Origin of the sequence: Xanthobacter nonsaccharivorans, from assembly GCF_043194755.2 — a bacterium.
In the GTDB taxonomy this organism is placed as follows: domain Bacteria; phylum Pseudomonadota; class Alphaproteobacteria; order Rhizobiales; family Xanthobacteraceae; genus Xanthobacter; species Xanthobacter autotrophicus_G.
This window is the reverse complement of the sequence record NZ_CM195526.1, coordinates 3,477,012-3,494,650: the sequence shown is the minus strand read 5'-3', so window position 1 is coordinate 3,494,650 and position 17,639 is coordinate 3,477,012. Positions and strand designations below refer to the sequence as shown.

14 protein-coding genes are annotated in these 17,639 nt (G+C 69.2%); 9 read left to right on the top strand and 5 right to left on the bottom strand.

Going from position 1 to position 17,639, the window contains the following annotated elements; translation table 11 throughout:
* Positions 1 to 4 precede the first annotated feature (4 nt).
* Positions 5 to 1,225, bottom strand: a complete 1,221-nt coding sequence (locus V5F59_RS16000; RefSeq protein ID WP_393976201.1) for an ABC transporter substrate-binding protein — start codon at positions 1,223 to 1,225, stop codon at positions 5 to 7.
* Positions 1,226 to 1,644: 419 nt separating this feature from the next.
* Positions 1,645 to 1,848 (bottom strand): hypothetical protein, encoded by a 204-nt coding sequence (locus tag V5F59_RS15995; protein ID WP_393976200.1) that lies wholly within the window; start codon positions 1,846 to 1,848, stop codon positions 1,645 to 1,647.
* Between the two features lie 386 nt (positions 1,849 to 2,234).
* Between V5F59_RS15995 and V5F59_RS15990 the strand changes: the two genes are divergently transcribed.
* From V5F59_RS15990 to V5F59_RS15955, 8 genes are all read left to right on the top strand, one after another.
* On the top strand, positions 2,235 to 4,439 hold the full coding sequence (locus tag V5F59_RS15990; protein WP_393976199.1) for an oxidoreductase: 2,205 nt from the start codon (positions 2,235 to 2,237) through the stop codon (positions 4,437 to 4,439).
* Between the two features lie 170 nt (positions 4,440 to 4,609).
* Positions 4,610 to 6,772: a heterodisulfide reductase-related iron-sulfur binding cluster gene (locus V5F59_RS15985; protein WP_393976198.1), complete on the top strand. Its 2,163-nt coding sequence runs from the start codon at positions 4,610 to 4,612 to the stop codon at positions 6,770 to 6,772.
* Between the two features lie 2 nt (positions 6,773 to 6,774).
* On the top strand, positions 6,775 to 8,187 hold the full coding sequence (locus tag V5F59_RS15980) for a hypothetical protein (RefSeq protein WP_393976197.1): 1,413 nt from the start codon (positions 6,775 to 6,777) through the stop codon (positions 8,185 to 8,187).
* A gap of 8 nt (positions 8,188 to 8,195) precedes the next feature.
* Positions 8,196 to 8,990, top strand: a complete 795-nt coding sequence (locus V5F59_RS15975; protein WP_393976196.1) for an electron transfer flavoprotein subunit beta/FixA family protein — start codon at positions 8,196 to 8,198, stop codon at positions 8,988 to 8,990.
* Positions 8,990 to 9,961: an electron transfer flavoprotein subunit alpha/FixB family protein gene (locus V5F59_RS15970; protein ID WP_393976195.1), complete on the top strand. Its 972-nt coding sequence runs from the start codon at positions 8,990 to 8,992 to the stop codon at positions 9,959 to 9,961. The genes V5F59_RS15975 and V5F59_RS15970 overlap by 1 nt, the downstream gene beginning before the upstream one ends.
* Before the next feature lie 196 nt (positions 9,962 to 10,157).
* Positions 10,158 to 11,873, top strand: coding sequence for a trimethylamine N-oxide permease (locus V5F59_RS15965; protein ID WP_393976194.1), 1,716 nt, complete (start codon positions 10,158 to 10,160; stop codon positions 11,871 to 11,873).
* A 77-nt stretch (positions 11,874 to 11,950) separates the two neighbouring features.
* On the top strand, positions 11,951 to 13,090 hold the full coding sequence (locus V5F59_RS15960; RefSeq protein ID WP_393976193.1) for an aminomethyl transferase family protein: 1,140 nt from the start codon (positions 11,951 to 11,953) through the stop codon (positions 13,088 to 13,090).
* Positions 13,091 to 13,415: 325 nt separating this feature from the next.
* Positions 13,416 to 14,495 carry a helix-turn-helix transcriptional regulator gene (locus V5F59_RS15955; RefSeq protein WP_393976192.1) on the top strand — a complete coding sequence of 360 codons (1,080 nt, stop codon included), beginning with the start codon at positions 13,416 to 13,418 and terminating at the stop codon, positions 14,493 to 14,495.
* A gap of 11 nt (positions 14,496 to 14,506) precedes the next feature.
* On the opposite strand, the gene V5F59_RS15950 is transcribed toward V5F59_RS15955, so the two are convergent.
* From V5F59_RS15950 to V5F59_RS15940, 3 genes are all read right to left on the bottom strand, one after another.
* Positions 14,507 to 15,052 (bottom strand): sigma-70 family RNA polymerase sigma factor, encoded by a 546-nt coding sequence (locus V5F59_RS15950; RefSeq protein ID WP_393976191.1) that lies wholly within the window; start codon positions 15,050 to 15,052, stop codon positions 14,507 to 14,509.
* 136 nt (positions 15,053 to 15,188) lie between these two features.
* A complete protein-coding gene (locus V5F59_RS15945; RefSeq protein WP_393976190.1) occupies positions 15,189 to 15,875 on the bottom strand; it encodes a DUF1109 domain-containing protein in 687 nt (228 codons plus the stop codon).
* A gap of 111 nt (positions 15,876 to 15,986) precedes the next feature.
* Complete coding sequence (locus V5F59_RS15940; protein ID WP_393976189.1) at positions 15,987 to 16,565, bottom strand: CGNR zinc finger domain-containing protein; 579 nt, start codon at positions 16,563 to 16,565, stop codon at positions 15,987 to 15,989.
* A gap of 166 nt (positions 16,566 to 16,731) precedes the next feature.
* Between V5F59_RS15940 and V5F59_RS15935 the strand changes: the two genes are divergently transcribed.
* A complete protein-coding gene (locus V5F59_RS15935) occupies positions 16,732 to 17,634 on the top strand; it encodes an alpha/beta fold hydrolase (protein WP_393976188.1) in 903 nt (300 codons plus the stop codon).
* Positions 17,635 to 17,639: the final 5 nt, after the last annotated feature.

The following is a 17,639-nucleotide window of genomic DNA, read 5'->3' as shown; positions in this document are numbered from 1 at the left end:
AGCCTCACTTCACCGGCTTGCCACGCCAGATGGGCTCGGCCTTGGCGGCCTGGGGCGGGTAGACGGTGACGGGCTCGTCGCCGCGCCACTGCACGAATACCGGGAAGGCGGAGGCGTTGAGGCCCGTCTTGTCGAACTTGATGCAGCCGCCGGGCACGCCCTTGGCGAGGCCGGTGCAGGTGTCGAGGGTCGCAAGAGCGTCGCGCACCTTCTGCGGGTCGGACGACCCGGCCTTCTCCATGGCCTGCGCCACCGCATCCAGCGCCGCGGCGTGGATGATCGCCTCGTGGGTGATGAAGGTGCCGTACTTCTCCTTGTACTTCTTCGCCAGCTCGGGGATCAGGTCGCCCGACGCGGCGGCCACGGAGAGCACGTTCTCGGCATAGTCGCCGAGGCCCTTCTTGAAGTCGGGGATGATGTAGCCCGCCGCGCCGCCGATGACCGGAATGTCGATCTGCTGCTGGCGCAGGGCGCGGATGATGAGCAGGCTGTCGTTGAGATACGACACCGGGAAGGCGATCTGGGCGCCGGAGGCGCGCAGCTTGTTCACCAGCGGGGAAACGTCCGTGATGCCCAGCGGATAGGCCTCGTCCAGCACCACGGCGACGCCGGCTTTCTGGGCCGCCTCGCGCAGGCCCTTGGCCTGGGCGGTGCCGTAGGCGGTGTCCTCGTAGAGGATGGCGATCTTGTCGATCTTCTCGCCGGCGGCCTTGGCGATGGCGGTGGCATAATCGAACTGCGCCGCGCCGAACACCGTGCCCTTCGGCGAGACCTGGAACACGTAATTGTAGCCGCGCCCGGTGATCTGGTCAGCGAAGGCGAAGGTGACGAGGGGAATGCCCGCGCGCTCGGTGACTTCCGAGGCGGCCAGCGTGGTGGAGGAGACGAAGGCGCCCACCACCGCGCTCACACCGTTCTGCGAGATGAGGCGCTGGGTGGTGGCGGCCGCGGTGTTGGGGGTGGGCACGTCGGCCGACACCAGCTTGATCCTGGCCCCGCCCAGCGCCTTGATGCCGCCGGCCGCGTTGATCATCTCCGCCGCAAGCGCGGTGCCGCGCTCGGCGCCGATGCCGAACTGGGCATTGGGCCCGGAGAGGGGCTGGATGACACCCACCACCACATCGTCCGCGGCATGCGCAGGTTGAAGGAAAGAGGCGAACGCGACCGCCCCGGCAGCGAGCATCACTCCCGCTGCGCGGCGCCGGTCGAAGGAAGCGGACATCATGGGGGACCACCTTCGGCAAGGCTGCAATGGCGGGAACGGTAGGCGTTGTCGGACTTTTCCGTCAACATGATTCATATCCAAATTTTAGGCAGGCCCGGCCTCGAATGGGGCTGAATAGCGTAATTTCATGAAATTAAATGATTTTTTGTGCACAAAATTTGATTTATGGGATCGGTTATGGGGCGGAGCCCAGCGGGAAATGAAGTGTCGAAAATCTCGACGAATATCGCGTCGAGAGACTTCGTCGCGCCGGGGCCGCGCCGCCTCCTTTGCCGGCACCCCCGCAAGGCGGGGCGTCTCCCGGTCGTCACCGCGCGGGCGGGCAGGGCGGGCGCATGGCTTCCCCGCGCCTGTGGGAGGCTGTCCGGTGAGCCGCGGCCTGCGGGGCGCCGCTGGCCGCGGCTCACCGGCGCGGCGCATCAGGCCGCGCCGCGGGCGAGGGAGATGGCTTGGCCTTGCGCCGGCAGCTCGATGAAGATCGCGGTGGGGATGGTCCTGGCCGCGGCGATGACGGCGCCCGTCCTGCCGGTGACGGCGCCGAGGTCGGGGGCGCCGCCGAGGCGGGGGGCGGCCGGGCGGCGGCATTTCCTCTCCGAGAGCGGCTTCGCGCGTGCGTGCGTCACCGCTGCCTGCGACTGGCGGCGGGAAGGGATTCCGCAACGCCGAAAGCGCCTCTCAAGGGCGCCGCCCACCGGCTCTTTCCCCAGGGGGCGGGACGGCGGAGCCGGCGATTTTCCTTCCGCTCATCTTCCTCCCGCTGAAGCACTGGCATGTATTGCGGTGCCGCATGTCACGATAGTGCCATTTGGCACTATTGCCGGAGGCGTGGCCGGGCGAGTTAGAATTCTCCCAATAAGAAAACGACCGGGAACAGACAAGCAAGCTCATCCTCGAGAAACGACAGTTTTCGAGCGTGCCCTCGTGCGCGCCGAGCTCCCTGCTTGTCTTTTTCGGCGAAGAGATCCGGTCGTCACACGCCTGCCTTCCGGATTTTAAACGGGGAGTTGAGATGACGCACGAAACGCTGGGTGTCAGCAAATACGATATTCTTTTCGAGCCGATCAAGATCGGGCCGAAAACCCTTCGGAATCGCTTCTACCAGGTGCCGCACTGCATCGGCGCCGGTTCCGACAAGCCCGGCTTCCAGGCCGCGCACCGCTCGCTCAAGGCCGAAGGCGGCTGGGCGGCGCTCAACACCGAATACTGTTCCATCCATCCCGAATCCGACGACACGCATCGCGTGTCCGCCCGCATCTGGGACGAGGGAGACGTGCGCAACCTCGCGGCGATGACGTCCGAGATCCACAAGTACGGCGCGCTCGCCGGCGTGGAGCTGTGGTACGGCGGCGCCCACGCGCCTTGCATGGAGACGCGCCAGACCGCGCGCGGGCCGAGCCAGTATGCCTCCGAGTTCGAATCCCTCACCTATTGCCACGAGATGGACCACGACGACATCCGTCGCGTGCAGGGCTTCTACGTGGAGGCGGCGCGCCGCGCCCGTGATGCTGGATTCGACATCATCTATTGCTACGGCGCCCATTCCTACCTGCCGCTGCAGTTCCTTTCCAAATACTACAACAAGCGCACCGACAAGTACGGTGGAAGCTTCGAGAACCGCGCCCGCTTCTGGATCGAGACGCTGGAGCAGATGAAGGCGACCGTAGGCTCCGAATGCGCCATCGCCACCCGCTTCGCCGTCGATACGCTGATCGGCGAGGAAGGCATCGAGGTGGAGCGCGACGGCCTGAAGTTCGTCGAGCTGGCCGATGACCTCGTGGACCTGTGGGACGTGAACGTGGGCGACATCGCCGAATGGGGCGAGGATGCCGGCCCCTCGCGCTTCTACCGCCAGGGCCATCAGCTCTCCTGGCAGAAGTTCGTGAAGCAGGCCTCGAAGAAGTGCGTGCTCGGCGTCGGCCGCTTCACCGATCCGGAGAAGATGGTCGAGGTCATCCGCAACGGCGAGCTCGACGTGATCGGCGCCGCCCGGCCCTCCATCGCCGATCCCTTCCTGCCGGAAAAGATCCGCGACGGCCGCCTCGACGACATCCGCACCTGCATCGGCTGCAACGTCTGCATCTCCCGCTGGGAGATCGGCGGCCCGCCCATGATCTGCACCCAGAACGCGACCGCCGGCGAGGAGTTCCGCCGCGGCTGGCATCCGGAGCGCTTCCCCAAGAAGGGCTCCGACGACGCCATCCTGGTGGTGGGCGCCGGCCCCTCCGGCTCCGAATGCGCCCGCGTGCTCATGGAGCGCGGCTATGTGGTTCACCTCGTGGACAGCGCCGAGAAGGTCGGCGGCTATGTGAACGAGGTGGCGAGCCTGCCGGGCCTCGGCGAGTGGAGCTACCACCGCGACTACCGCGAGGTGCAGCTCGGCAAGCTGGTGAAGCGCAACCGCGACAGCCAGATCGCCCTCGGCGGCAAGAAGCTCACGGTGGAGGACGTGCTCTCCTACGGCGCCGACAAGGTGGTGATCGCCACCGGCGCGCACTGGGTGACGGACGGCACCAACTGCCTCACCCACGCGCCCATTCCGGGCCTGGAGACGCCGCGCGCCAACGTGCTGACCCCGGAGGACGTGATCCGCGGCACCAAGCCGATCGGCAAGCGCGTCGTGATCCTCAATGCCGACCCCTACTACATGGCGCCGAGCCTGGCCCAGAAGCTGGCCGAGGCGGGGCATGAGGTGACGGTGGCGTCCGGTGTCGAGCTCGGCCGCTACATGCACTTCACCCTCGAAGCCCCGAACATGCACCGCATGCTGCACGAGCTGCACATCAACGTGCTCTCGAGCACCTGGGCGAGCCGCGTGGAGGACGGGCGGATCGAGCTCTACAACCTCTGGGGCGACGGCCATAAGCGCATCTACACCGGCCCCGGCAAGATGCCCCGCACGGCCAACACCACCCACGCCTGGCACGAGTTCGACACGCTCGTTCTCGTCACGGCACGCCGCTCCGACGACGGCCTCTTCCGGGGGCTGAAGGCGCGGTCCGGTGAGTGGGACGCCCGTGGCATCAAGGGCGTGTACGTGATCGGCGACGCCTGGGCCCCCAAGCTCATCGCCGACGCCACCTTCGACGGGCAGCGCCTCGCCCGCGAGATCGAGGAGGCGAACCCGCAGGAGCCGAAGCCCTATCGCCGGGAGGCCGCCGTCTATGGCGCGCCCTACCAGCCGGGCGGTTCCTACGAGATCCGCTACCAGGGCTAGTTCCCCTCGCCCTGGGCGAAGCGGGCGGGGCGCGCAGGGCGCGCCCCGCATGCCCGGTTGTGGCCGGGCCCTTGCGCATACCTGCGGAGGCGGAGCCCGGCCCGGCGATGGGCCGATGCGCGCCGCAGGCGAAGGCACGACCAAGAAAAAATCCAGAGGGCGAGCACGAGATGATTCCGACCGGCATCGATCCGTCAAAGGTCACGCGCATCCTGTTCCAGGATTTTTCGCCCTGGATGCTCGCGCTCTTCTACGTCTATGCCATCGGCTGCATCTCGGCCTTCTGCTGGGGCGTTTATGTGCAGGTCCGCAAGTATCTGAGCGGCCGGCGGGGCACGCGCGTCGCCTGGGCGGATATGGGCCGGCGTCTCGTGGACACGGCGAAGGTGATCGCCTCCCACCGCGCGCTCCGGCGGCGGGACAAGCCGGCGGGGCGGCTGCATGCCTTCATCTTCTACGGCTTCGCGCTGCTCTTCATCGGCACCGCCACCATCACGTTGCAGGAAGACATTCTCGGCCCGCTGATCGGCCTCGAATTCTGGCACGGGCACTTTTATCTTCTGTTCAAGCTGGCCATGACCGTCGCCGGCACCGCCTTCATCTGCGGCCTCGCCTACATGATGTGGCGGCGCGGCTGGCTGCGTCCGCCCAAGCTCGACTACACCCGCCCCGACCGCGCGCCGCAGGATGCCGACTTCTCCCGCGAGCGCTACCGCATCGAGGACTGGGCCTTCCTGTGGACGCTGCTGCTCATCGGCGTCACCGGCTTCCTGCTGTCCGGCGCGCGCATGGTGTGGCTCCAGGGCGATCCGGCGGTGTGGGACACGCGCTGGTGGGCGCCGGTGGGCGCGGCCATTGCCGCCGGGCTCAAGGCGGTGGGCTTCACCAGCCCGGGCGCCGGGGCGCTGCGCATGGGCCTGTGGTGGGTGCACGGCGTGCTGGCCCTCACCTTCATCGCCCTCATCCCCTATACCAAGGCGAAGCACATATTCACCGCCGCCACCTCCTGGCTGCTGCGCGACCCCGACGCGGCGCGCCGCCTGCCCCTCGGCGACCTCGATGCCGCGCGCATCGGCTATCGCGAGCTGGGAGACGTCGCGAGCCGCTATCTGGTCCAGGCGGATGCCTGCACCAAGTGCGGCCGCTGCCATGAGGCCTGCCCGGCGCGCGCCGCGGGCTATCCGCTTTCCCCGCGCGACGTGGTGCTGACGCTCCGCGAGCAGGCCAACGCCCACCTCGGCGAGGTGCTGCCGAAGCCCCGCGCCGCCGGCTGCGCCACGCCGCTCCTCGGCCTCGCCACCGGCGAGATCCGCCCGGAGACGCTCTGGTCGTGCCGCCAGTGCGGCGCCTGCACGGAGATCTGCCCGGTGGGGGTGGAGCACGTGCCGCTCATCAACATGCTCCGCCGCACGCTGGTGGACGAGGGCGAGATGGACCCGGCGCTCCAGCGCACGCTGGGGGCGGTGAACAAGACCGGCAACTGCTTCAACGAAAGCCGCCGCAAGCGGCCCAACTGGACCAAGGACCTGCCCTTCAAGATCAAGGACGCGCGCAAGGAGCCGGTGGACGTGCTGTGGTTCGTGGGCGACTACGCGAGCTTCGATCCGCGCAACCAGAAGGTCAGCCGCGCCTTCGCCCGCATCCTCCATGCCGCCGGCATCGACTTCGGCATCCTCTACGAGGGCGAGACCACTGCCGGCAACGACATCCGCCGCGTGGGCGAGGAGGGGCTGTTCCAGCAGCTGGCCGAGGGCAACATCGCGACGCTGGAGGGCTGCGCGTTCAAGCGCATCGTCACCACCGACCCGCACTCCTTCAACACGCTGAAGAACGAGTATCCGGACCTCGGCGGCAGCTATGAGGTGAGCCACGCCAGCGCCTTCCTGAAGGAGCTGATCGAGGCGGGGCGCATCGCGCCGGCCCGCAAGCTGGACTTCACCGTCACCTATCACGACCCCTGCCATCTCGGCCGCCTGAACAAGGGCTACGACGCCCCGCGCGACGTGCTGGCCGCCACCGGGGTGAAGCTCGTGGAGCTGGGCAAGAGCCGCGACAATTCCTTCTGCTGCGGCGGCGGGGGCGGGCGCGTGTGGGTGCCGGATCCGCCCGGCACCACCAAGGTGGGCGAGATCCGCGCGCGGGAGGCGGCGGAGATCGCCGGCCTCGACGCGCTGGTGGTCAACTGCCCCAAGTGCATGACCATGCTGGAAGATGCGGTGAAGACCACCGGCAACGAGCGCAACTTCCGTGTGCTGGAGCTGACCGAACTGCTCGCCGAGGCGCTCGAGCCCGAAGAGCCGGCCATCCTCGCCGCCCCCGCCGAGGTGGGCTAGCGATGGGCGCGCCCGCCGACATGGCTGCGTTGACGGGCGCGCTCCTCGCCCGCGGCGATGCCTATCTGGCGCTGCCGGCCTACGGGGCGGACGGCGCGCAGGGCACCCGGGCGGCGCTGGCGCGGCTGCTGCTGGCCAGTGCGCGGCTGAAGCTGGTTTTCGCCGCGCTGCCCTTCACGCCGCCCGCCTTCCTCGATCTTCTGGCGGGGGAGGAGCGGCCCGCCATCCTCCAGCGCATCGTGCGCAATCCGGCCACCTCCGGCGCGACGCTCCTGCGGCTCGCCCGACGCATGGAAGGCGGGGCCATGCGCGCGGCGATAGCGGCACATGCCAACACGCCGGACGTGGTGCTGGCCGGCCTCGCCGCCGATGCGGACGCGGCCGTGCGCGCCGCGCTGCTGCGCAATCCGGCGACGCCGGCGCTGGCCCTCCATGCGCTGCTGGACGGCGCGACAGAGGTGGAGCGTGCCGGCGTCGCCCGGCATCCGCAGGCGGACGGGGAGCTGCTGCGCGCCCTCCTCGGCGGTGGCGCCGTCGTCCGCGCGGAGGTGGTGGCCCATCCCCATTGCCCGCTCACCCGCGTTGCCGACGCCTGCGTGGACGCCGATGCCGCCATCCGTCGCCGCGCGGCGGGCAATCCCGCGCTGCCGCCGAGCCTGCGGCAGGCGCTGCTGCGCGACGCGGACCCCGCCGTGCGGGCCGAGGCCCTGCGCCTCCATGCGGAGCGGCAAGGCGTGTCGCTGGCGGATGATGGCGACGTGCGCGTCCGTCGGGCCCAGGCCCGGCATGCGGCGCTGCCGGAGGACCTGGCCGAGACCCTCTCTCGCGATGCGGATGTGTGGGTGCGCATTTGGCTCGCCCGCAATCCGAGCCTGCCCACGTCGCTGGTCCTCAGCCTGTGCCAGGATGCCCAGCCGGGCGTGCGCCACGCCGCCGGCCGCAACCCCGGCTGCCCGCCGGACGTGCTCGCCCGCCTCGCCGGCGACGCCGACCCATGGGTGCGCGCCGCCGTCGCCTGCCGTCCGGACCTGCCCGCCGAAGCGCTGAGGCAACTGGAGGCGGAGGAGGCCACCGCAGGGGCGGTGGACGTGGCCTCGGCCGTTGCACGCAATCCGATGGCGCGGGAGGAGGCGCTGCACCGCCTCGCCGTGCATTCCGAGGCGGACGTGCGCCGCGCCGTGGCGCTCAATCCGCAAGCTCCCGCGGCGGCGCTGCGCCTGCTGCTGGACGATCCCTATCCCCTCAACCGGGCCTTCGCCGTCCGCCACCCCAACCTGCCGCTCACGGATGCCTGGGGGCGCGCCGACGATGACGCGCCGCAGGTGCGCTTCGCGGTGGGCAAGCGCGCCGTCTCCCACGCCGCGGCCACCATCGGTGCCGCACGCAGGCCCCTTGAAACCTTCCAACAGCCGTGAGGACACCCATGAAGATACTCGTGCCGGTGAAACGCGTCGCCTCGCTCGACGACGAGTTCGAGCTTCGCGACGACGGCCGCGATGTCGATCCCGACTTCTGCGAGCACGACCTCAACGAATTCGACGAATACGCGCTGGAGGCCGCCGTCCAGATCAAGGAAGCGGCGCCCGAGGGGGCGGTCGAGGTGGTGGTCCTGACCGTGGGGCCGGAGGATGCCGACGACGTGCTGCGCAAGGCCCTCGCCAAGGGCGCCGACCGGGCCATCCGCGTGGATGACGAGGATCTCGCGGACGCCGACCGCGTCGCCATCGCCCGCGTCATCGCCCGGGTGGCGGAGAACGAGGCGCCGGACCTCGTGCTGTGCGGCGCGCAATCCGCCGACCAGGGCCATGCGCAGACCGGGATGTCGGTGGGCGCGCTGCTCGGCTGGGCGCGCACGGCGGTGGTCTCGAAGCTGGAGTTCAAGCCCGGCGCCGCCTTCGCCCAGGTGGAACGGGAACTGGAAGGGGGCCTCGTGGAGCGGCTGGAGGTGGAGACGCCCGCGGTGCTCACCATCCAGCTCGGCATCAACACGCCGCGCTACGCCTCCCTGCGCTCCATCAAGCAGGCCAACGCCAAGGCCATCGAGTGCCTGTCCCCGCACGACATCGGCCTCGCCGACGGCGAGATCGGCGCCGCCGGCGCGCTGAGCCGCGTGCGCCGCGTCTTCGTGCCCGAGCGGGGCCGGGGCGAGATCATCACGGGCACGCCGTCCCAGCAGGCGGCGCGTCTCCTGGAAATCATCACGGAGGTGAACGGCTGATGTCCGGAATTCTCATCCTGGCCGAGCACCGGCGCGGCGTCCTGCGCGACGCCACGCTGGAGGCCATCGGCGCCGCCGGCGAGCTGAAGGCGGCCCTTGGCGGTCCCGTCGCCGTCCTTGTCATCGCCGCCGATCCCGCCCCCTTCGTCGGCGCCGTCAGCGTCGGCGCGGTGGACGAGGTGATCACCGTCGCCCGTCCCGATGCGGAGACCTTCGAGCCGCACGTCTACGAAGCGGTGCTGAAGTCTGTCATCGCCGCGCGCGCGCCCTCCCTCGTGCTGATGCCGCACAGCGTGGACAGCTTCGCGCTCGCCCCCGCCGTCGCCATCGGCCAGGACCTCGGGTTCGCCACCGACGTGTTCGGCCTCGCCGCCGAGGACGGGCAGGTGGTGGCGACGCGCGCCGGCTACAACGAGAAGGTCTTCGTGGAGATCGACTTTCCCGGTCGCCCGGGCGTGCTCCTCACCCTGCGGGGCGGCGCCTTCGCGCCGGCCACGACGCCGGCGAGCCCCGCCGTCTCCGCGCTGGACGCGGGCGAGGGCAAGCCGCGCAGCCGGCACCTGGAATGGCGCGATCCGCCGGCCACCGGCGGCATCGACATCCCCGGCTCGCCCTTCATCCTCTCCATCGGCCGTGGGGTCGGGGACGAGGCCAACGTGTCCCAGTTCCTGGAGCTGGCGGAGGGCCTCGGCGCGACGCTCGGCTGCTCGCGCCCCATTGCCGACAGCGGCTGGCTGCCCAAGGCTCGCCAAGTGGGCCAGTCCGGCCAGCTGGCGGCCAAGTGCAATCTCTACATCGCCATGGGCATCTCCGGCTCCGTGCAGCACCAGTGGGGCATGAAGCACGTGGAGAACATCGTGGCGGTGAACAAGGATCCGGAAGCCTCCATCTTCACCATCGCCCGCTACGGCATCGTCGGCGACATGCTGGAGATCGCCGAGGAACTGCGGAAGCAGAAGGGCATTCAGTAACGCCGAACCAAAACGTCCGGCGGGGACAGATCGCCAAGTCGATCCCCGCCGGAGGCAAAGTCGATCGCGTCCAAGGAGAAAGGAAGGCGGCCCCCGAGGCAGGGCAAGGGGCCGCCGCACGGTGTCTCACCAGAAAACAACGTCCGGGCGGGCCGCGCGCGCCGTCGGCCCGAAGCACCGGACAAGGGAGGAAAACGTGACGACGATTACCAATATCCACGCAACGACAGAGAGCGAGGGGCGGCTTCACCGCTCCATCAGCTGGACCGGGGCCTTCTGGGTGGCGAGCGGCGTTCCCGCGCTGGTGCTGTTCTCCATCGGCGGCATCGCCGGCACCACCGGCACGCTCTCCTTCCTCATCTGGGCCATGTCCATCGGCATGGGCTTCATCCAGTCCTTCATCTATGCGGAGATCGCCGGCCTGTTCCCGAACAAGTCGGGCGGCGCCTCCATCTATGGCGCGGCCGCCTGGGTGCGCTATGTGAAGCTGGTGGCGCCCCTGTCCGTGTGGTGCAACTGGTTCGCCTGGAGCCCGGTGCTCTCGCTCGGCTGCTCCATCGCCGCCGCCTACATCCTCAACGCCTTCGCCCCCATCCCGGCGGTGAACAGCCCCGAGGTGGCGCAATGGCTCGCCGCCCATGGCGCGAGCCTTGCCGGCACGGACGTGGAGAAGGCCGCCGCCGCGGTGGCGGCGCTGACCCCTGCCGTGCGGGACTGGACCCTGTTCTCCCACGCGGTGGGGCCCATTTCCTTCTCGCTGAACGCCTCCTTCTTCGTGGGCGCGACGCTGATGCTGGTGGTGTTCGCCATCCAGCACCGGGGCATCATGGGCACCGCCAGCGTGCAGAAGTGGATCGGCCTGTCGGTCATCGTGCCCATGGTCATCGTCGGCCTGGTGCCGATTCTCACCGGCAAGGTGGACTGGGCCAACTTCTCGCCGCTGGTGCCGCTCGCCGCCGCCGGCGCGGCGGATCCCGGCAGCTGGAACATCCCGGGCTGGACGCTGGTGCTCGGCGGCCTGTTCATCGCCGCCTGGTCCACCTACGGCTTCGAGACAGCGGTCTGCTACACCAGCGAGTTCCGCAATCCCGAGAAGGACACCTTCAAGGCCATCTTCTACTCGGGCCTGCTGTGCCTCGCGCTCTTCATCCTGGTCCCCTTCACCTTCCAGGGGGCGCTGGGCCTGTCGGGCATGCTCGATCCGGCCATCGTCGACGGCTCCGGCGTCGCCCAGGCGCTGGCGCACATGGTGGGCGGCGGCAAGATCGTCGAGAGCGCCCTCGTGATGCTGATGATCCTCGCCCTGGTGCTGTCCATCATGACGGCCATGGCGGGCTCCTCGCGCACCCTCTACCAGGGCGCCGTGGACGGCTGGCTGCCGCGCTTCCTCGACCATGTGAACGAGCATGGCGCGCCGACCCGGGCCATGTGGACGGACCTGTGGTTCAACCTCGTCCTGCTCGCCATCGCCTGCGCGGATGCCACCAGCTTCTTCTTCGTGCTGGCGGTGGCCAACGTGGGCTACATCATCTTCAACTTCCTGAACCTCAACTCCGGCTGGATCCACCGCATCGATTCCGGCCACGTGGCGCGGCCCTACAAGGCGCCCACCATCCTCATCGTGCTCGGCACCGTCTTCGCCTTCGCCAATGCCGTGTTCATGGGCGCCGGCGCGAAGGTGTGGAACCCGGTGGCCCTGTGGGCGGGGCTGATCACGGCGGCGCTCATCATTCCGGTCTTCATCTACCGGCACTATGTGCAGGACGGCGGCAAGTTCCCGCACGAGACCTTCGAGGACCTGCAGGTCGGCGACGGGACGAAGACCGAGAAGCGCGCCGGCATCCTGCCCTATCTCGCGCTCATCGCCGGCATCGTGGTGGTGATCGTGTCCGACCTCTTCTTCCACCTCTGATCCTTCAAGAGCGCGAACCGAGCAAATTGAGCCAATTTGCTCGGTGAAGCGCCCTCTCACTCCAGGGATATTGCAAGATGACACAGGGACTTCCCGCTTACTCCCGCCTCTCGGTGCTGTCGGACCGCCACCGTGCGCTCGGCACCGCGTTCGAGGCCGCGTGGAACGACATGCCGGTGCCGCAGAACTACGCCACCGACCCCTATGACGAGGTGATCGCGGTGCGCACCGCGGCCGGCCTGTTCGACGTCTCGGCACTGCGCATGATCGACGTCGCCGGCGGCGAGGCGCTCGCCGTGCTGAACGAGATGTGCTCCTCGGACATCTCGCGGATCGCGCCGGGGGCCTCCTCCCTCACCAGCGTGGTGGACGAGGCGGGCGCGCTTATCGACGACGTGCTCGTTTATTGCGACGGGCCGAACGCCTACCGCATCTCCCACGGCGGCGGCTCGCTGGAGGACATCCTGCCCAGCGTCGCCGAGGGGCGGGACGTGACCTTCACCAAGGACAACGACGTGCACGTCCTCTCCCTGCAGGGGCCGAAGGCGCTCGACATCCTCAATCCCCACACGCCGTTCGCGCTGGAGCGCCTGCCCTATTTCGGGCACCAGAAGACGACGCTGTTCGGCTACCCGGTGTCCATCGCCCGCGGCGGCTATTCGGCCGAGCGCGGCTACGAGGTGTTCTGCGCCTCGGTGGATGCGGTGTTCCTTTGGGATAGCATCCTCGCTGCGGGCAAGCCGTTCGGGGTCATGCCGGCCTCCTGGTCGTGCCTCGACGTGGTGCGGGTGGAAGGGGGCCTGCTGTTCTTCCCCTACGACATGCCCCAGGGCGACACCTCGCCGTGGGAAGTGGGGCTCGGCTGGACCGTGGACCTGTCCAAGCCCGCCTTCCGGGGCCGGGAGGCGCTGGCGCGTCGCAAGGGGCAGGAGCGGGTGGCGCAGGTGGGCGTGGAGATCGACCACCACGCCGCGGTCGAGCCGGGCGCGAAGCTGTTCCGGGACGGCAAGGAGGTGGGGCTGGTGAATTCCACCGCCTACAGCCGCTATCTCATGCGTTCGCTCGCGCTCGCCCATGTGGCGCCGGAGCTGTCCGCCTGCGGCACCGAGCTGGAGGTGCGCAGCGCCGATGGCACCTTCGCGGCCCGCGTGGTGAAGACGCCCTTCTACGATCCGCTGCGCCTGCGCACCCACCCGCTCGAAGAACGCACGGCCTGAAATCTTAGCCACCTCAGGCCGTCGCGGTCCCCAGGGCTTCCTCCTGGGACCTTGCCGGAGAGCGCGGCCGTCGCCGGCGCGCTCTCCGGTCTTTCCCCGCTCGGGCGGGGCGCGCCGCTGGAGCACGCGCCGATCTGGTCGATCCGCGATCAGATCGGATAACGCATTGTCTTTCTGCACGGTCAGAGCGCGATCCGTCCCGTCCTCGCGAGCTTGCGCCCATGGCCTCTTCCCATCGTGCCGACAATTGCCAAGCGCCTGTGCTTCGGCTTTATTCGCCGCAACAAGAATTCCAGATGTGGCGATACCGTTGGGGCATGTTGCGATGGTCGATCCGGATCAACCCCGGTCCGCTCCCCTGCCTGCCCGCTACAGCGCCGTGCGCCTGAACAGCCCGGAATGGTTCGCGCGGGTGGGCGAGGTGGCCCGCGTGATCGGCTCGGACCGCTTCCACCGCGAGCTGGTGGAGCTCGCGGGCGCGGCCATCAACCACGACGCCTGCTGGATCATCCGCTATTCGCGCGTGGCGCCGCCGGACGTGCTCTACACCAAGGACGTGGCGAGCGACGTGGTGGCCTATTACTCCAACCTCTATTCCTCGGTGGATCCGTTCTCGGAATACTGGAAGAACAACGGCAGCCCCGGCGTGCTGATGCTGAACGACGTGCGCTCCCCGGGGCGGGCGTGGGACATGTACCACAAGGTGTTCCAGACGCTGGCCAGCATCTCCGACGAGCTGGGCATGTTCTTCTCCACCGTCGGCCACTGCTGCTTCGGCCTGTTCCTGGAGCGCGAGACGGGGCGCTTCTCGCAGAGCGACATCGAGCGCGCGCGGCTCATCTTCCCCATGCTGGAGGGCTTCCACCGCTCGCATCTCGGTGCGCTGTTCAACGACCTGCGCAACCCGCGCGGGCCGCAGGTGGAAGGCTTCATCACCCGCCCGACGCTGATCGAGGACCGGTTCGGCGTCGATGTCTTCGCCAATGAGGCGTGGCGCGAGGCCGCCCAGCGCGTCCCCGCCCTCGCCGATGCGGTGGCGGCGCTGCGCGTCGCGCCGGCGGGGGAGACCCATGTCTGTGGTTCGCTCACCGTGAAGGTAGAGGTGTTCGACCGTGATTTTCCCCTCGCTCCCGGCGGTCGCATGTATGTGCTCGACGCGCCGCAGCGCGAGGCGGGGGGGGATCCCGACCGGCTGCTGGAAGACGCGCTCGGCATCTTCACGCCGCGGGAGAGGGAGATTCTGCTCCTGCTCATGAACGGGCAGACCACCGGCGAGATCGCGCAGAAACTGAGCCTCTCCAAGGGGACCATCAAGAATTGCCGGCTGCGCATGTATCGCAAGGCCGGCGTCGGCTCCGAGCGGGCCCTGGTGAAGCACGTCATGCAGTCCATCGGCGCGCGCTAAGGCGGGGCCGGTCAGGAACCGGAGCTGCCGACGCGGGCGGACATGGCTTTCACCGCCCGGTGCAGCAGCACACGGATGGCGGTGGGGGAGAGGCCGGAGGTGAGCGAGGCCTGCGCCACCGAATGGCCCTCGATCTTCACCGTCCGCACGAGGTCCCGGGTGCGCGGGGGCAGCGTTTCCAGGAGGCGTTCGAGATCGAGGCGGGCCGTGGTGGCCATCTCCTCGTCCGCGTCGGCGAGGGTGTCGAGGGCGTCGGCGGAGACGGCGGCGGTCCGGCGCGCGGCGCGAACGTGATCGATGAGCTTGTAGCGGGCGATGGCGAAGAACCAGGCCGCGAAGGGCCGCTGCGGGTCGTAGGTGCCGCGTCGCTCGTGGAGGGCGATGAGCGTCTCCTGCACCAGGTCCTCGATCGCCCCATTGCTGCCGAGCCGGCGGGAGAAGAAGCCGCGCAGCGCCGTCGCGAGCGCTTTCAGCAGCGCCCGGTACGCCGCCTCGTCGCCGGCCTGTGCGGCGATCATGAGGGCATCGAGCGACAGATCCGGGTCCGACACGCTCATCTCCGTTCCCGACCCGAAGCGCTCCTGCGGGACGGACACCCGGCACGGTTCCGCCGCGCCGGCCCTTGTGGAATTATTCTAGAACGACCGCACCAAAACACAAGGTCGTGCCCGCTGCGGCGCCCCGTCTGTGCCTTCACCAGCGCAGCAGGCGCGGGCCGAGGAGGGCGCTCACGAGCCCCACGAGGGCGATGCTGAGGCCGTACCACAGGGCGATGAAGGGCAAGGCGGTCTCGTCGCAGGCGATGGCATAGACGAAGGCGGAGAGAGCGCCCGCCGTCACCCCCACCGCGGCCCCCGCAAGGCGCAGGCGCGTCGGCGCCATCTGCCGCATGGCGTACAGGCCGCCGGCGAGAATGGGCAGGGAGAGCAGGGCGATCAGCGCGGTGCAATGGTCCAGCGTATGCCCCATCACCAGCGTGCGCATCTGCCCGGCGGGCGCCAGGGTGAGCTGCGTGGCGGCCAGGAGCACCATGACGGCCACCACCGCCAGCCCAACCCGGTATCCACCGCCCGCGCGGGCCCCCGGCCGGCCCAGCCGGTCGAAGGCCATGAGGCCGGCGATGGCGATGCCGAGGGGAAAGGCGAGCTTGATCCAGAAGCCGAAGGTGGGCAGCGCGGTCGCCATGTCCGGTCGCACGCCCAGCAGCGCCAGCATGGCAATGGCGGAAACGAAGGTGCCGGCTCCCACGGCCAGCGCGAGCGTGCGACGCGGGGAACGGGCCGGCGAAGTGGCGGCATCACCCGCCAGCGCGTCGATGAGCGCGTCCGTGGAAAGGCCCTGCTGTCCGCCTGCGAAGCGCATGCTCCGGCGCATCGTCATTCTCACCTTCCGCTCGCATGCCTCGTCTAGGCGCATCATCGCCGCATCGCGGCGAAATTCTGGCGGATCATCCCCTCGGGGGGCGGCGAAAGCAAGGATCGGGCGCGCCGCTCACGACGAGCTGACGGCGGCGACGCGCATTCGATGGCTGCGCACCTTGTGGCGGTTGCCGCAGGCGGCCATGGAGCACCAGCGCCGGGTGCCGTTGCGGGCCGTGTCGTAGAAGACCAGGCTGCATTCGGGATTGGCGCAGTGGCGCAGGCGCGCCGGCTCGTGATGGGCGGCGAAATCGACGAAATCGGCGGCGATGGCCGCGAGCGGGCCTCCGCCGCCGGAGCTGCGCTCCTCCACCTTCAGCGTTCCGTCGCGCCACTCCAGGTGGGGGTGGGTCGCCTGCGCCGCGAGCAGGCCGTTGAGGCGGGCGAGGTCGCCCGGCTGCGGCGCCGTGCCGGACATCAGATTCTCGAACAGGCGGGAGAGGCTGCCGCGCAAGGCATGGGTGGCCGCGAGATCGCCGGCGCCGGCCTTGTCCGTATCGAGCCGGGCGGCCGCGCGCCAGCGCTGCCAGCCCTCCGCGGTGGCGAGGAAATCGCCCAGGGCGACGGGGGCGGAATTCACGAAATCGATCCACAGACGGCTGCCCAGGAACGGCATGCCATCCCGGAAATCGCTGTCCTGCGGTGTGTTCACGGGAACTCCTCATCCGGCGCGGGGAGCGCCGTAACCGGGAAGATACGCAGTCAGGGGTTTTTCACAAGGATGCCGGATGAGTGAAAACCTGTAAAAATAAGTTTGACAGGTTACATGGTGCTAAGTAACCCTTTTGATGGCATTAAGCCAGTTACAAGGATCAGCCATGCTCACCGTCACTCCCCCCGCGCGCTCCGGCGCCGCGGCGCAGGTTGCCTATCGCCGCGCGGCCATTGATGGCCTCGACATCTTCTACCGCGAGGCCGGCCCGGCCGATGCGCCGGTGCTGCTTCTGCTGCACGGCTTCCCGTCCTCCTCCCACATGTTCCGCGATCTCATTCCGGCGCTCGCCGACCGCTACCGGATCATCGCGCCGGACTATCCGGGCTTCGGCTATTCGAGCGCCCCGGCGCCGGAGGCGTTCGCCTACGGCTTCGATGCGCTGGCCGACGTGGTGGAGAAGCTGATCGACCGGCTCGGCATCGCCCGCTACGCGCTGTACATGCAGGACTACGGCGGCCCCGTCGGCTTCCGCATCGCCGCCCGCCGGCCCGAGCGCGTCATCGGCCTCATCGTGCAGAATGCGGTGGCCAATCTCGAAGGCTTCCACGCCAATGCCGCAGCCGCCTTCGGCCCCTACTGGGCCGACCGCAACGCGGAGACGGAAAAGCCGGTCCGCTCCTTCCTCGCCGCCGAAACCACGAGGTTCCAGTATGAGCACGGCTCGTCGGCCCGCGCCGACCGCCTCTCGCCGGATGCCTGGATCCACGACCAAGCCTTGCTCGACCGGCCGGGCAACGACCGCATCCAGCTGGAGCTGCTCTACCGCTACCAGGACAATGTGGGCGCCTACCCCGCCTTCCAGGCCTATCTGAAGGACCGCCAGCCCCCCATCCTGGTGACCTGGGGCGACAACGACCCGTTCTTCACCGCCGCCGGCCGCGACCTGTTCAAGGCGCTGGCGCCGGCGACCGAGGTGCACACCTACGACGCCGGCCATTTCGCGCTGGAAACCCATTTGCCGGACATCGCCGGGGCCATCCGCGGCTTCCTCGCCCGCATCGCCTGAAACGC